This is a genomic window from Pseudomonas sp. GM24, assembly GCF_000282235.1.
In the GTDB taxonomy this organism is placed as follows: Bacteria; Pseudomonadota; Gammaproteobacteria; order Pseudomonadales; family Pseudomonadaceae; genus Aquipseudomonas.
The window spans coordinates 1-13,315 of record NZ_AKJR01000265.1 but is presented as its reverse complement, the minus strand read 5'-3'; the positions used below and the strand labels follow the sequence as shown (position 1 = coordinate 13,315).

10 protein-coding genes are annotated in these 13,315 nt (G+C 57.7%); 9 read left to right on the top strand and 1 reads right to left on the bottom strand.

Annotated elements, in window-relative coordinates:
* Positions 1 to 167: 167 nt before the first annotated feature.
* Positions 168 to 1,457 (bottom strand): citrate synthase, encoded by a 1,290-nt coding sequence (gltA, locus tag PMI23_RS25970; RefSeq protein ID WP_007919904.1) that lies wholly within the window; start codon positions 1,455 to 1,457, stop codon positions 168 to 170.
* Between the two features lie 362 nt (positions 1,458 to 1,819).
* Here gltA and sdhC point away from each other — a divergent pair, with 362 nt between their 5' ends.
* The 9 genes from sdhC (at position 1,820) to sucD (ending at position 13,177) form a co-directional block, all read left to right on the top strand.
* A complete protein-coding gene (gene sdhC / locus PMI23_RS25965; RefSeq protein ID WP_038363944.1) occupies positions 1,820 to 2,194 on the top strand; it encodes a succinate dehydrogenase, cytochrome b556 subunit in 375 nt (124 codons plus the stop codon).
* Positions 2,188 to 2,556 (top strand): succinate dehydrogenase, hydrophobic membrane anchor protein, encoded by a 369-nt coding sequence (sdhD, locus tag PMI23_RS25960; RefSeq protein ID WP_007919900.1) that lies wholly within the window; start codon positions 2,188 to 2,190, stop codon positions 2,554 to 2,556. Before sdhC ends, sdhD begins: the two co-directional genes overlap by 7 nt.
* A 3-nt stretch (positions 2,557 to 2,559) precedes the next feature.
* Positions 2,560 to 4,332 (top strand): succinate dehydrogenase flavoprotein subunit, encoded by a 1,773-nt coding sequence (gene sdhA / locus PMI23_RS25955; protein ID WP_007919889.1) that lies wholly within the window; start codon positions 2,560 to 2,562, stop codon positions 4,330 to 4,332.
* Positions 4,333 to 4,343: 11 nt separating this feature from the next.
* Positions 4,344 to 5,048: a succinate dehydrogenase iron-sulfur subunit gene (locus tag PMI23_RS25950; protein WP_007919888.1), complete on the top strand. Its 705-nt coding sequence runs from the start codon at positions 4,344 to 4,346 to the stop codon at positions 5,046 to 5,048.
* Positions 5,049 to 5,299: 251 nt separating this feature from the next.
* Positions 5,300 to 8,131 carry a 2-oxoglutarate dehydrogenase E1 component gene (locus PMI23_RS25945; protein WP_007919886.1) on the top strand — a complete coding sequence of 944 codons (2,832 nt, stop codon included), beginning with the start codon at positions 5,300 to 5,302 and terminating at the stop codon, positions 8,129 to 8,131.
* Positions 8,132 to 8,175: 44 nt separating this feature from the next.
* Positions 8,176 to 9,396: a 2-oxoglutarate dehydrogenase complex dihydrolipoyllysine-residue succinyltransferase gene (odhB, locus tag PMI23_RS25940; protein ID WP_007919883.1), complete on the top strand. Its 1,221-nt coding sequence runs from the start codon at positions 8,176 to 8,178 to the stop codon at positions 9,394 to 9,396.
* Positions 9,397 to 9,493: 97 nt separating this feature from the next.
* Entirely contained in the window at positions 9,494 to 10,930 is a 1,437-nt protein-coding gene (lpdA, locus tag PMI23_RS25935) for a dihydrolipoyl dehydrogenase (RefSeq protein WP_007919881.1), read from the top strand.
* A gap of 199 nt (positions 10,931 to 11,129) precedes the next feature.
* Complete coding sequence (gene sucC, locus PMI23_RS25930) at positions 11,130 to 12,296, top strand: ADP-forming succinate--CoA ligase subunit beta (protein WP_007919879.1); 1,167 nt, start codon at positions 11,130 to 11,132, stop codon at positions 12,294 to 12,296.
* Positions 12,296 to 13,177: a succinate--CoA ligase subunit alpha gene (sucD, locus tag PMI23_RS25925; protein ID WP_007919877.1), complete on the top strand. Its 882-nt coding sequence runs from the start codon at positions 12,296 to 12,298 to the stop codon at positions 13,175 to 13,177. The genes sucC and sucD overlap by 1 nt, the downstream gene beginning before the upstream one ends.
* Positions 13,178 to 13,315: the final 138 nt, after the last annotated feature.

Here is a 13,315-nt window from a genome sequence, read left to right as displayed (position 1 = left end):
CCAGCGGCAGCACCCGAAGAAACGGATATGCCCCCAATCCCAAAACCCAAAACCCAAAACCCAAAACCCAAAACCCAAAATCCCAAACTCCAGACAAACAAAAACGGCCCCTATATAAATAGAGGCCGTTCCCGGTACAACTTTAAGACGTCATCGCAAGACAAGTCTTATTTGCGGTCTTCCAGCTTGGAAATGTCACGCGACTCGTAACCAGTGTACAACTGGCGCGGACGGCCAATCTTGTACGGGCTGGAGAGCATCTCTTTCCAGTGGGAGATCCAGCCAACCGTACGTGCCAGCGCGAAAATCACCGTGAACATGCTGGTCGGAATGCCGATCGCCTTGAGGATGATCCCCGAGTAGAAGTCGACGTTCGGGTACAGCGAGCGTTCGATGAAGTACGGGTCGGTCAGCGCGATCTCTTCCAGGCGCATGGCCAGTTCGAGTTGCGGATCGTTGTTGATGCCCAGTTCCTTCAGCACTTCGTCGCAGGTCTGCTTCATGACAGTCGCGCGAGGGTCGCGGTTCTTGTAAACGCGGTGACCGAAGCCCATCAGTTTGAACGGATCGTTCTTGTCCTTGGCCTTGGCGATGAACTTGTCGATGTTCGAAACATCGCCAATCTCGTCAAGCATGGTCAACACGGCTTCGTTTGCACCGCCGTGGGCAGGGCCCCACAGTGCAGCGATACCGGCGGCGATACAGGCGAACGGGTTGGCACCCGAAGAGCCGGCCAGGCGCACGGTAGAGGTCGAAGCGTTCTGCTCGTGGTCGGCGTGGAGGATGAAGATCCGGTCCATGGCCTTGGCGAGCACCGGGCTGATCGGTTTGATCTCGCACGGGGTGTTGAACATCATGTGCAGGAAGTTTTCCGCGTACGTCAGATCGTTGCGCGGGTACATCATGGGTTGGCCCATGGAGTACTTGTAAACCATCGCTGCCAGGGTCGGCATCTTGGCAACCAGACGGATCGCGGAGATTTCGCGATGCTGCGGGTTATTGATGTCCAGGGAGTCGTGGTAGAAGGCCGAGAGGGCGCCGACTACACCGCACATGACGGCCATCGGGTGGGCGTCGCGACGGAAGCCGTTGAAGAAGGTTTTCAGCTGCTCGTGAACCATGGTGTGGTTTTTCACGGTGCTGACGAACTGGGCCTTCTGTTCTGCGGTCGGCAGTTCGCCGTTGAGCAGCAGGTAGCAGGTTTCCAGGTAGTCCGATTTTTCAGCCAGTTGTTCGATCGGGTAGCCGCGGTGCAACAGAATGCCGTTGTCGCCGTCGATATAGGTGATCTTCGATTCGCACGAGGCGGTCGACATGAAACCAGGGTCGAACGTGAAGCGGCCCGTGGCCGTCAGGCCCCGAACATCAATTACATCGGGACCAACGGTGCCGGTTAAAATGGGCAGCTCGACGGGGGCTGCGCCCTCGATGATCAACTGCGCTTTTTTGTCAGCCATGTGGCCTCCTATTTATGCTTGAACCATCAGACAGACCCCCCACGCAGGGCCCGCACCACTATAGTGAGATAAATTCGAATGTCAATTTGCCTAAAGTCTTGCTCCAGAAGGCTTTAAGCGCACTTTTTCCTCGAAATTGACTGCCATTTACGCCTTTTATACGACTTGTGCAATCAGCTATTTGGGGTAGGTGATTGCGTTGTCATTAGTAACCTAACTGTCTATACTCGGCCACCGACCGCCAAGGGCTTTTGGGCCAGCTTTGTTGGGGGTCGCATCCCTGGGTGGTGGTTACCTGACCAGTGCACTCCCCAACAACTTTGCCCTGATTGTTAGGGGCTCTTCAGTGTGAAAAAAAAGCCGTGAAAAGCCAACGACCTGTAAACCTAGACCTAAGGACCATCAAACTCCCCATCACCGGCGTTACGTCGTTTCTTCACCGTGTTTCCGGCATCATCCTCTTCCTGGGTATCGGCTTCATGCTTTATGCATTGGGCAAGTCTCTGGGTTCCGAGGAAGGTTTTGCCGAAGTGAAGGCATGCTTGACCAGCCCGCTGGCCAAGTTCGTAGCATGGGGCCTCCTGTCCGCTCTGCTGTATCACCTGGTAGCCGGTGTGCGCCACTTGATCATGGACATGGGCATCGGTGAGACGCTGGAAGGCGGCCGCCTGGGCTCGAAAATCATCATCGCCATTTCCGTGGTGCTGATCGTTCTGGCAGGAGTTTGGATATGGTAACCAGCGTTACGAACCTTTCGCGTTCGGGCCTCTATGACTGGATGGCGCAACGTGTGTCTGCGGTTGTTCTCGCGGCTTATTTCATTTTCCTGATCGGATACCTTGCAGCGAATCCGGGCATTGGCTACGACCAGTGGCACGGCCTGTTCGCTCACAACGGGATGCGTATCTTCAGTCTGTTGGCCCTCGTTGCCCTTGGCGCTCACGCCTGGGTCGGCATGTGGACCATCGCGACCGACTACCTGACGCCAATGGCGCTGGGCAAGTCCGCGACTGCAGTACGTTTCCTTTTCCAGGCAGTTTGCGGCATCGCGATGTTCGCTTACTTCGTCTGGGGTGTGCAGATTCTCTGGGGTATCTGATTCATGGCTAACATTCCAACGATTTCTTTCGACGCCATCATTATTGGTGGTGGCGGTGCCGGCATGCGCGCTGCGCTGCAACTGGCGCAGGGCGGTCACAAGACTGCCGTGATCACCAAGGTTTTCCCGACCCGTTCGCACACTGTGTCCGCCCAGGGCGGCATCACGTGCGCAATTGCGTCCGCTGACCCGAACGATGACTGGCGCTGGCACATGTACGATACCGTCAAGGGCTCCGACTACATCGGTGACCAGGACGCTATCGAGTACATGTGTCAGGAAGGCCCAGCCGCGGTTTTCGAGCTGGACCACATGGGTCTGCCGTTCTCGCGTACCGAGCAAGGCCGTATCTACCAGCGTCCGTTCGGTGGTCAGTCCAAGGACTACGGCAAGGGCGGTCAGGCTGCACGTACTTGCGCGGCGTCCGACCGTACCGGTCACGCACTGCTGCACACCCTTTATCAGGGCAACCTGAAAGCCGGTACTACGTTCCTGAACGAGTACTACGCTGTTGATCTGGTGAAAAACCAGGAAGGCGAATTCGTCGGTGTGATCGCGATCTGCATCGAAACCGGCGAAACCACCTACATCCGCGCCAAGGCCACCGTACTGGCTACCGGCGGTGCAGGTCGTATCTACGCTTCCACCACCAACGCCCTGATCAACACCGGTGACGGCGTCGGCATGGCTCTGCGTGCTGGCGTGCCGGTACAAGACATTGAAATGTGGCAGTTCCACCCGACCGGCATCGCCGGCGCCGGTGTACTGGTTACAGAAGGTTGCCGTGGTGAAGGTGGTTACCTGATCAACAAGCACGGCGAGCGTTTCATGGAGCGTTATGCTCCGAACGCCAAAGACCTTGCCGGTCGTGACGTGGTTGCTCGTTCGATGGTTAAAGAAATCATCGCCGGCAACGGTTGCGGTCCGAATGGCGACCACGTAATGCTCAAACTCGACCACTTGGGCGAGGAAGTGCTGCACAGCCGTCTGCCAGGCATCTGCGAACTGTCGAAGACGTTCGCTCACGTTGACCCTGTTGTTGCGCCGGTTCCGGTTGTTCCGACTTGCCACTATATGATGGGCGGCGTTGCCACCAACATCCACGGCCAGGCGATCACCCAGAACGCCGAAGGCGTGGATCAGATCATCCCTGGTCTGTTCGCAGTAGGTGAAGTGGCTTGCGTATCGGTGCACGGTGCCAACCGTCTGGGCGGCAACTCGCTGCTCGACCTGGTGGTATTCGGCCGCGCTGCCGGCCTGCATCTGGAAAAAGCACTGACTGATGGCATCGAATACGACGACGCTACCGAAGCCGACATCGAAGCTGCCCTGTCGCGTCTGAACGCGCTGAACAGCCGTACTGATGGCGAAGATGTGGCAACCCTGCGTCGCGAACTGCAAAGCTGCATGCAGAACTACTTCGGCGTATTCCGTACCGGCGAATACATGCAGAAAGGTATCGCTCAGCTCGCTGACCTGCGTACCCGCATCGCCAACGTGAAGATCAACGATAAGTCGCAGGCGTTCAACACTGCCCGTATCGAAGCGCTGGAACTGCAAAACCTGCTGGAAGTGGCTGAAGCTACCGCCATCGCTGCCGAAGTCCGTAAAGAGTCGCGCGGTGCTCACGCCCGTGAGGACTTCGAAGATCGTGACGACGAAAACTGGCTGTGCCACACCCTGTACTTCCCGGGTGACAAGCGCGTCACCAAGCGTGCCGTGAACTTCTCGCCGAAGACTGTTCCGACTTTTGAACCTAAAGTCCGGACTTATTAAGGGTGACCGCCATGTTGAAAGTCAGTGTTTATCGCTACAACCCTGATCAGGACGCTGCGCCGTTCATGCAGGAATTCCAGGTCGATACCGGTGGTAAAGACCTGATGGTGCTGGACGTGCTGGCCCTGATCAAAGAGCAGGACGAGGGTTTCTCCTATCGTCGCTCTTGCCGTGAAGGCGTCTGCGGCTCCGACGGCATGAACATCAACGGCAAGAACGGTCTGGCGTGCATCACGCCGCTGTCCGCCGTTGTAAAAGGTAACAAGTTGATTGTTCGTCCGCTGCCAGGTTTGCCGGTTATCCGTGACCTGGTCGTCGATATGAGCATCTTCTACAAGCAATACGAGAAGGTGAAGCCTTACCTGCAGAACGACACGCCGGCTCCGGCCATCGAGCGTCTGCAGTCGCCAGAAGAGCGCGAAAAGCTCGACGGTCTGTACGAGTGCATCCTGTGCGCTTGCTGCTCGACTTCGTGCCCGTCCTTCTGGTGGAACCCGGACAAGTTCCTGGGTCCAGCTGCGCTGCTGCAAGCTTATCGCTTCCTGGCAGACAGCCGTGACACCAAGACCAACGAGCGTCTGGCTTCGCTCGATGACCCGTTCAGCGTCTTCCGCTGCCGGGGCATCATGAACTGCGTCAACGTATGTCCGAAAGGCCTGAACCCGACTAAGGCCATCGGTCACATCCGTAACATGCTGCTTTCGAGCGGCGTGTGATTCAGCTGCTGTAACCGCTGCACCGTAGAGGCTGTGGCGCGGGCTTCAACCCGCGTCATGGCTATAACCAGAGCAGTAGCCACAAGCTGCCGCTCTTATTTTGAAGAAATGAGACAAGCAGGGGCATCCGGGCTGGTACCCGGACTATCAGTGTGATCCTAAGTGGCTTGTTTTAGTCGCTGCATTCGGACTTCTGCAAGTTTGCTCGGTGTCGACATCGATGGTGTTCCCCTAACCGAGGGTGACCAAGCATGCAAGAAAGCGTGATGCAGCGCATGTGGAACAGCGCCTACCTTTCAGGTGGAAACGCTGCCTATGTGGAAGAGCTTTATGAGCTCTACCTGCACGACCCTAACGCTGTGCCAGAAGAGTGGCGCACCTACTTTCAGAAGTTGCCTGCCGACGGCAACTCTGCCACTGATGTTTCGCACTCCACAATTCGCGATCATTTCGTGCTGCTGGCAAAGAACCAGCGCCGCGCCCAACCGGTTTCCGCCGGCAGCGTGAGCAGTGAGCACGAGAAGAAGCAGGTTGAAGTGCTGCGATTGATCCAGGCCTACCGTATGCGTGGCCACCAGGCAGCCCAGCTTGACCCGCTGGGACTGTGGCAGCGTCCTGCACCTGCAGACCTGTCGATCAATCATTACGGCTTGACCAATGCCGATCTTGATACGACCTTCCGTGCCGGCGACCTGTTCATCGGCAAAGAGGAAGCGAGCCTACGCGAAATTCACGAAGCGTTGCAGCAGACATATTGCCGCACCATCGGCGCTGAATTTACGCACATCACCGATTCCGAGCAGCGCCAGTGGTTCCAGCAGCGTCTGGAAAGCGTGCGTGGTCGTCCGACGTACTCCGCCGACATCAAGAGCCACCTGCTTGAGCGCGTGACTGCCGGTGAAGGCCTGGAAAAATACCTGGGCACCAAATACCCGGGCACCAAGCGTTTCGGTCTGGAAGGCGGCGAAAGCCTGATTCCGATGCTCGACGAACTGATCCAGCGTTCCGGTTCCTACGGCACCAAGGAAGTCGTCATCGGCATGGCCCACCGTGGCCGTCTGAACGTGCTGGTCAACACCTTCGGCAAGAACCCGCGCGAGCTGTTCGACGAGTTCGAAGGCAAGAAGAAGGTCGAGCTGGGTTCCGGTGACGTTAAATACCACCAGGGCTTCTCGTCCAACGTGATGACCGCCGGCGGTGAAGTTCACCTGGCCATGGCGTTCAACCCGTCCCACCTGGAAATCGTTTCCCCGGTGGTAGAAGGTTCGGTTCGCGCCCGTCAGGATCGTCGTAACGACCCGACCGGTGAGAAGGTTCTGCCGATCTCCATCCACGGTGACGCTGCATTCGCAGGTCAGGGCGTGGTCATGGAAACCTTCCAGATGTCGCAGACCCGCGGTTTCAAGACCGGCGGTACCGTGCACATCGTGATCAACAACCAGGTCGGTTTCACCATCAGCAACCCGTTGGACTCGCGTTCCACCGAGTACGCCACCGACGTTGCCAAGATGATCCAGGCGCCGATCCTCCATGTGAATGGTGATGATCCGGAAGCCGTGTTGTTCGTGACCCAACTGGCCATCGACTACCGCATGCAGTTCAAGCGTGACGTGGTGATCGACCTGGTCTGCTACCGTCGTCGCGGCCACAACGAGGCCGACGAGCCAAGCGGTACTCAGCCTCTGATGTATCAGCAGATCACCAAGCAGCGCACCACCCGTGAGCTGTACGCTGATCGTCTGACCCAGGGCGGTGTACTGGACGCAGAGCGTGTTCAGGCGAAAGTCGACGAATACCGCAACGCGCTGGACAACGGTCTGCACGTCGTGAAATCGCTGGTCAAAGAGCCGAACAAAGAACTGTTCGTGGACTGGCGTCCGTATCTGGGCCACGCCTGGACTGCGCGTCACGATACGCGTTTTGATCTGAAGACCCTGCAAGAACTGTCCGCCAAGCTGCTGGAAATTCCGGAAGGCTTCGTGGTTCAGCGTCAGGTCTCGAAGATCTACGAAGACCGTCAGAAGATGCAAGCCGGCGGCCTGCCGATCAACTGGGGTTACGCCGAAACCATGGCGTACGCGACCCTGGCGTTCGAAGGTCACCCGATCCGCATGACCGGTCAGGACATCGGCCGCGGTACGTTCTCGCACCGTCACGCTGTTCTGCACAACCAGAAAGACGCGGGCACCTACATTCCGCTGCAGCACCTGTACGACGGTCAGCCACGCTTTGACCTGTACGACTCGTTCCTGTCGGAAGAAGCGGTACTGGCCTTCGAATACGGTTACTCGACCACCACGCCGGATGCGCTGGTGATCTGGGAAGCCCAGTTCGGCGACTTCGCCAACGGTGCACAGGTTGTTATCGACCAGTTCATCACCAGCGGCGAGCACAAGTGGGGCCGTCTCTGCGGTCTGACCATGTTGCTGCCACACGGTTACGAAGGTCAGGGCCCTGAGCACAGCTCGGCACGTCTTGAGCGTTACCTGCAACTGTGCGCCGAGCACAATATTCAGGTCGCCGTACCGACCACGCCAGCGCAGATCTACCACTTGCTGCGTCGTCAGGTGATTCGCCCGCTGCGCAAGCCGTTGATCGTGCTGACGCCGAAGTCGCTGCTGCGCCACAAACTGGCCATCTCGACCCTGGAAGATCTGGCCGAAGGTTCGTTCCAGACCGTGATCCCGGAAATCGATACTCTGGACCCGAAAAAGGTCGAGCGTGTTGTTCTGTGTAGCGGCAAGGTCTACTACGACCTGCTGGAAAAACGCCGTGCCGAAGGCCGTGAAGATATCGCCATCGTGCGGATCGAGCAGCTGTATCCATTCCCTGAGGACGACTTGAAAGAAGTCCTGGCTCCGTACACCAACGTCAAAAATGCCGTTTGGTGTCAGGAAGAGCCGATGAACCAGGGCGCCTGGTACTGCAGCCAGCATCACTTGCGCCGTAGCATCGGTAACCTCGACAAGTCTCTCGTACTTGAGTACGCGGGCCGTGAGGCTTCTGCTGCACCTGCTTGTGGTTACGCATCGATGCACGCCGAGCAGCAGGAAAAACTGCTGCAAGATGCTTTCACTGTTTAACGCCTTCGCGCTGACTGAAACCGAATTTTAAGGACCCACAGATAATGGCTATCGAAATCAAAGCCCCGTCATTCCCGGAATCGGTTGCCGATGGCACCGTTGCCACTTGGCACAAGAAACCAGGTGAGGCCGTCAAGCGTGACGACCTGATCGTCGACATCGAAACCGACAAAGTCGTACTCGAAGTCCTGGCTGAAGCTGACGGCGTGCTGGGCGCAATCGTTGCCAACGAAGGCGATACCGTTCTTTCCAACCAGGTACTGGGCTCGATCGAAGAGGGCAGCGCTGCCGCTGCTCCAGCCGCCGCTGCTGCTCCGGCTGCTGCTGCCGCCGCTCCAGCTGCTGGCGAAGGCGAAGACGATCCTGTTGCTGCTCCTGCTGCGCGCAAGCTGGCTGAAGAAAACGGCATCAACATCGCTTCCGTTGCCGGCACCGGCAAAGGTGGTCGTGTGACCAAGGAAGACGTGGTGGCTGCTGTTGCTGCCAAGAAAGCCGCTCCGGCTGCCGCGCCTGCCAAGGCTGCTGCTCCTTCGGCTGCCGCTCCTGTGTTCGCCGCTGGCGACCGCATCGAGAAGCGCGTACCGATGACCCGCGTTCGTGCCACCGTGGCCAAGCGTCTGGTTGAAGCACAGTCGAACATGGCGATGCTGACCACTTTCAACGAAGTCGACATGACTGAAGTCATGGCCCTGCGTTCGAAGTACAAGGATCTGTTCGAGAAGTCCCACAACGGCGTACGCCTGGGCTTCATGTCGTTCTTCGTCAAGGCTGCTACCGAAGCGCTGAAACGCTTCCCGGCTGTCAACGCGTCGATCGACGGCGGCGACATCGTTTACCACGGCTACGCGGACATCGGCGTTGCCGTTTCCAGCGACCGTGGCCTGGTTGTTCCGGTTCTGCGTAACGCCGAGCTGATGAGCCTGGCTGAAATCGAAGGCGGCATCGCCACTTTCGGCAAGAAAGCCCGTGACGGCAAATTGTCGATGGACGAGATGACCGGTGGTACCTTCACCATCACCAACGGTGGTACCTTCGGTTCGATGATGTCGACCCCGATCGTCAACCCGCCGCAGGCAGCGATTCTGGGCATGCACAACATCATCCAGCGTCCTATGGCCATCAACGGTCAGGTCGTTATCCGTCCGATGATGTACCTGGCACTGTCCTACGATCACCGTCTGATCGATGGCAAAGAAGCTGTGACCTTCCTGGTGACCATCAAGAACCTGCTGGAAGATCCGGCTCGTCTGTTGCTGGATATCTGATAGAAGCAGTCGCGGGCTTCAAGTTTCAAGCTGCAGGAAAGGGCAGCTTGGCTTGGGGCGCGCGGCTTGAAGCTTTTCGCTAAAGAGGATTTTTTGAATGTCGCAGAAATTTGACGTAGTAGTGATCGGTGCTGGCCCTGGTGGCTACGTGGCTGCCATCAAGGCCGCGCAGCTGGGTCTGACCACTGCCTGCATCGAGAAGTACACCGACGCAGAAGGCAAGCAAGCCCTGGGCGGCACCTGCCTGAACGTGGGCTGCATTCCTTCCAAGGCGCTGCTCGACAGTTCCTGGAAATACAAGGAAGCGAAAGAAAGCTTCAACGTTCACGGTATCTCGACTGGCGAAGTCAAAATGGACGTCGCTGCGATGGTTGGCCGCAAGGCTGGCATCGTCAAGAACCTGACCGGCGGCGTTGCCACCCTGTTCAAGGCCAACGGCGTTACTTCGATCCAGGGCCACGGCAAACTGCTGGCTGGCAAGAAGGTCGAAGTCACCAAGCCAGACGGCTCGGTTGAAGTCATCGAAGCTGAAAACGTCATCCTGGCTCCAGGTTCGCGTCCGATCGACATTCCACCGGCTCCGGTTGATCAGAAAGTCATCGTCGATTCGACTGGCGCTCTGGAATTCCAATCCGTACCTAAGCGTCTGGGCGTGATCGGCGCTGGCGTGATCGGTCTGGAACTGGGTTCGGTGTGGTCGCGTCTGGGTTCGGAAGTGGTTGTCCTCGAAGCTCTGGACACCTTCCTGATGGCAGCGGACACCGCTGTTTCCAAGGAAGCGCTGAAAACCCTGACCAAACAAGGTCTGGACATCAAACTGGGCGCTCGCGTAACCGGCTCGAAAGTGAATGGCGACGAAGTCGTTGTGAACTACACCGATGCCAACGGCGAGCAGACCATCACGTTCGATAAGTTGATCGTAGCCGTTGGTCGCCGTCCGGTGACCACTGATCTGCTGGCTGCCGACAGCGGCGTGACCCTCGACGAGCGCGGTTTCGTGCACGTTGACGATCACTGCGCGACCACCGTACCGGGCGTTTTCGCCATCGGTGACGTGGTTCGCGGCATGATGCTGGCGCACAAGGCATCCGAAGAAGGCATCATGGTTGTCGAGCGCATCAAGGGCCACAAAGCCCAGATGAACTATGACCTGATCCCTTCGGTTATTTATACTCACCCGGAAATCGCGTGGGTTGGCAAAACCGAGCAGGCCTTGAAAGCTGAAGGCGTTGAAGTTAACGTCGGCACCTTCCCGTTCGCCGCTTCCGGCCGTGCCATGGCCGCCAACGATACCGGTGGTTTCGTCAAGGTCATCGCTGATGCCAAGACTGACCGCGTATTGGGCGTGCACGTGATTGGCCCGAGCGCTGCAGAACTGGTTCAGCAGGGCGCGATCGGTATGGAATTCGGCACCAGCGCTGAAGACCTGGGCATGATGGTTTTCTCCCATCCGACCCTGTCTGAAGCCTTGCACGAAGCTGCTCTGGCTGTGAATGGCGGCGCCATCCACATTGCCAACCGCAAAAAGCGTTAACAGACAATAAGAAACCACGGCGGTAACGGCCCGTCGTGAGCCTTGCGAGCAAGTCTCACCGCGGAATGTCCGCTGGACGCAGTCTTGCGTAGCTGCACCGGTTATCCGGAAAGGCTACGCAAGCAGCAGTCACAGGTGGCGCGGCACTCAAACGAGCGCAGCGCCGAATGCGCAGTACCTAACGAAGACGGTAAAAAGCATGAATCTTCACGAGTATCAGGGTAAGCAGCTGTTCGCTGAATACGGCCTGCCAGTTTCCACTGGTTACGCAGTAGACACCCCGGAAGCAGCAGCAGAAGCTTGCGACAAAATCGGCGGCAGTGAGTGGGTTGTCAAAGCCCAGGTCCACGCCGGTGGTCGCGGTAAAGCGGGCGGCGTCAAGCTGGTTCGCAGCAAAGAAGACGCCAAAGCCTTCGCACAGCAGTGGCTGGGCAAGCGTCTGGTGACTTACCAGACTGACGCCAATGGCCAGCCAGTCACCAAGATCCTGGTTGAATCGTGCACTGATATCGCTAAAGAGCTGTACCTGGGCGCTGTCGTTGACCGTTCGAGCCGTCGCATCGTGTTCATGGCTTCCACCGAAGGTGGCGTGGACATCGAGAAAATCGCTCACGACACTCCAGAAAAAATTCTCAAGGCCACTATCGATCCACTGGTTGGCGCTCAGCCATTCCAGGGTCGCGAGCTGGCATTCCAGCTGGGTCTGGAAGGCAAGCAGGTTGCTCAGTTCGCCAAGATCTTCGTAGGTCTGGCCAAGCTGTTCAAGGATCACGACCTGGCTCTGCTGGAAGTGAACCCGCTGGTGATCAAGGCTGACGGCGATCTGCACTGCCTGGACGCCAAGATCAACATCGACGCCAACGCAATGTACCGTCAGCCTAAGCTGAAGACTTTCCACGATCCGTCGCAAGACGATCCGCGCGAAGCGCACGCTGCCAAGTTCGAACTGAACTACGTAGCACTGGAAGGCAACATCGGCTGCATGGTCAACGGTGCTGGCCTGGCCATGGGTACCATGGACATCGTCAATCTGCATGGCGGCAAGCCAGCCAACTTCCTCGACGTAGGTGGTGGCGCTACCAAAGAACGCGTAACTGAAGCGTTCAAGATCATCCTGTCCGACACCAACGTCGCTGCAGTACTGGTCAACATCTTCGGCGGCATCGTTCGCTGCGACATGATTGCCGAAGGCATCATCGGCGCTGTGAAAGAAGTCGGCGTGAAAATCCCGGTTGTTGTTCGCCTTGAAGGCAACAACGCTGAGCTGGGCGCTAAAGTACTGGCAGAAAGCGGTTTGAACATCATCGCTGCTACCAGCCTGACCGACGCTGCTCAACAAGTTGTCAAAGCTGCGGAGGGCAAATAATGAGCGTCCTGATCAATAAAGACACCAAAGTTATCTGCCAGGGTATTACCGGTTCGCAAGGTAGTTTCCACACCCAGCAAGCCATCGAATACGGCACCAAAATGGTTGGTGGCGTTACTCCTGGCAAAGGCGGCACCGAGCACCTGGGTCTGCCAGTGTTCAACACCGTTAAAGACGCAGTAGCGGCCACTGGCGCTACCGCCAGCGTGATCTACGTTCCGGCTCCTTTCTGCAAAGATTCGATCCTGGAAGCGGCATTCGGCGGCATCAAGCTGATCGTCTGCATCACCGAAGGCATTCCTACCCTGGACATGCTGGACGCTAAAGTTAAGTGCGACGAGCTGGGCGTAGTCCTGATCGGCCCTAACTGCCCAGGCGTGATCACTCCAGGCGAATGCAAGATCGGCATCATGCCAGGTCACATTCACTTGCCAGGCAAGGTCGGTATCGTTTCCCGTTCCGGCACCCTGACCTACGAAGCTGTGAAGCAGACTACTGACGCCGGTTTCGGTCAGTCGACTTGCGTCGGCATCGGTGGTGACCCGATCCCGGGTTCGAACTTCATCGACATCCTGAAGCTGTTCCAGGAAGACCCGAAGACCGAAGCGATCGTCATGATCGGTGAGATCGGCGGTTCGGCTGAAGAAGAAGCGGCTGCCTACATCAAGGCACACGTGACCAAGCCGGTTGTTTCCTACATCGCTGGTGTGACTGCTCCTCCGGGCAAGCGCATGGGCCATGCTGGCGCAATCATCTCTGGCGGCAAAGGCACTGCAGACGAGAAATTCGCTGCGCTGCAAGACGCAGGCGTGAAAACCGTGCGTTCGCTGGCAGACATCGGCAAGGCCCTGGCCGAGCTGACTGGTTGGGCTGTCAAGTAAGCCTCGCGCTTAGCTTGCAACTCTGCTGACAAAGGCCACCTTCGGGTGGCCTTTGTTGTTTCTGCAATTTGGAAGATCAAAAGATCGCAGCCTTCGGCAGCTCCTACAGAGAATTGCGATCCCCTGTAGGAGCTGCCG

Excerpts from the sequence above, each read along its gene's own strand:
- gltA (WP_007919904.1), bottom strand. The coding sequence starts at position 1,457 with ATGGCTGACAAAAAAGCGCAGTTGATCATCGAGGGCGCAGCCCCCGTC.
- sdhD (WP_007919900.1), top strand. The coding sequence starts at position 2,188 with ATGGTAACCAGCGTTACGAACCTTTCGCGTTCGGGCCTCTATGACTGG.
- sdhA (WP_007919889.1), top strand. The coding sequence starts at position 2,560 with ATGGCTAACATTCCAACGATTTCTTTCGACGCCATCATTATTGGTGGT.
- PMI23_RS25950 (WP_007919888.1), top strand. The coding sequence starts at position 4,344 with ATGTTGAAAGTCAGTGTTTATCGCTACAACCCTGATCAGGACGCTGCG.
- PMI23_RS25945 (WP_007919886.1), top strand. The coding sequence starts at position 5,300 with ATGCAAGAAAGCGTGATGCAGCGCATGTGGAACAGCGCCTACCTTTCA.
- odhB (WP_007919883.1), top strand. The coding sequence starts at position 8,176 with ATGGCTATCGAAATCAAAGCCCCGTCATTCCCGGAATCGGTTGCCGAT.
- lpdA (WP_007919881.1), top strand. The coding sequence starts at position 9,494 with ATGTCGCAGAAATTTGACGTAGTAGTGATCGGTGCTGGCCCTGGTGGC.
- sucC (WP_007919879.1), top strand. The coding sequence starts at position 11,130 with ATGAATCTTCACGAGTATCAGGGTAAGCAGCTGTTCGCTGAATACGGC.
- sucD (WP_007919877.1), top strand. The coding sequence starts at position 12,296 with ATGAGCGTCCTGATCAATAAAGACACCAAAGTTATCTGCCAGGGTATT.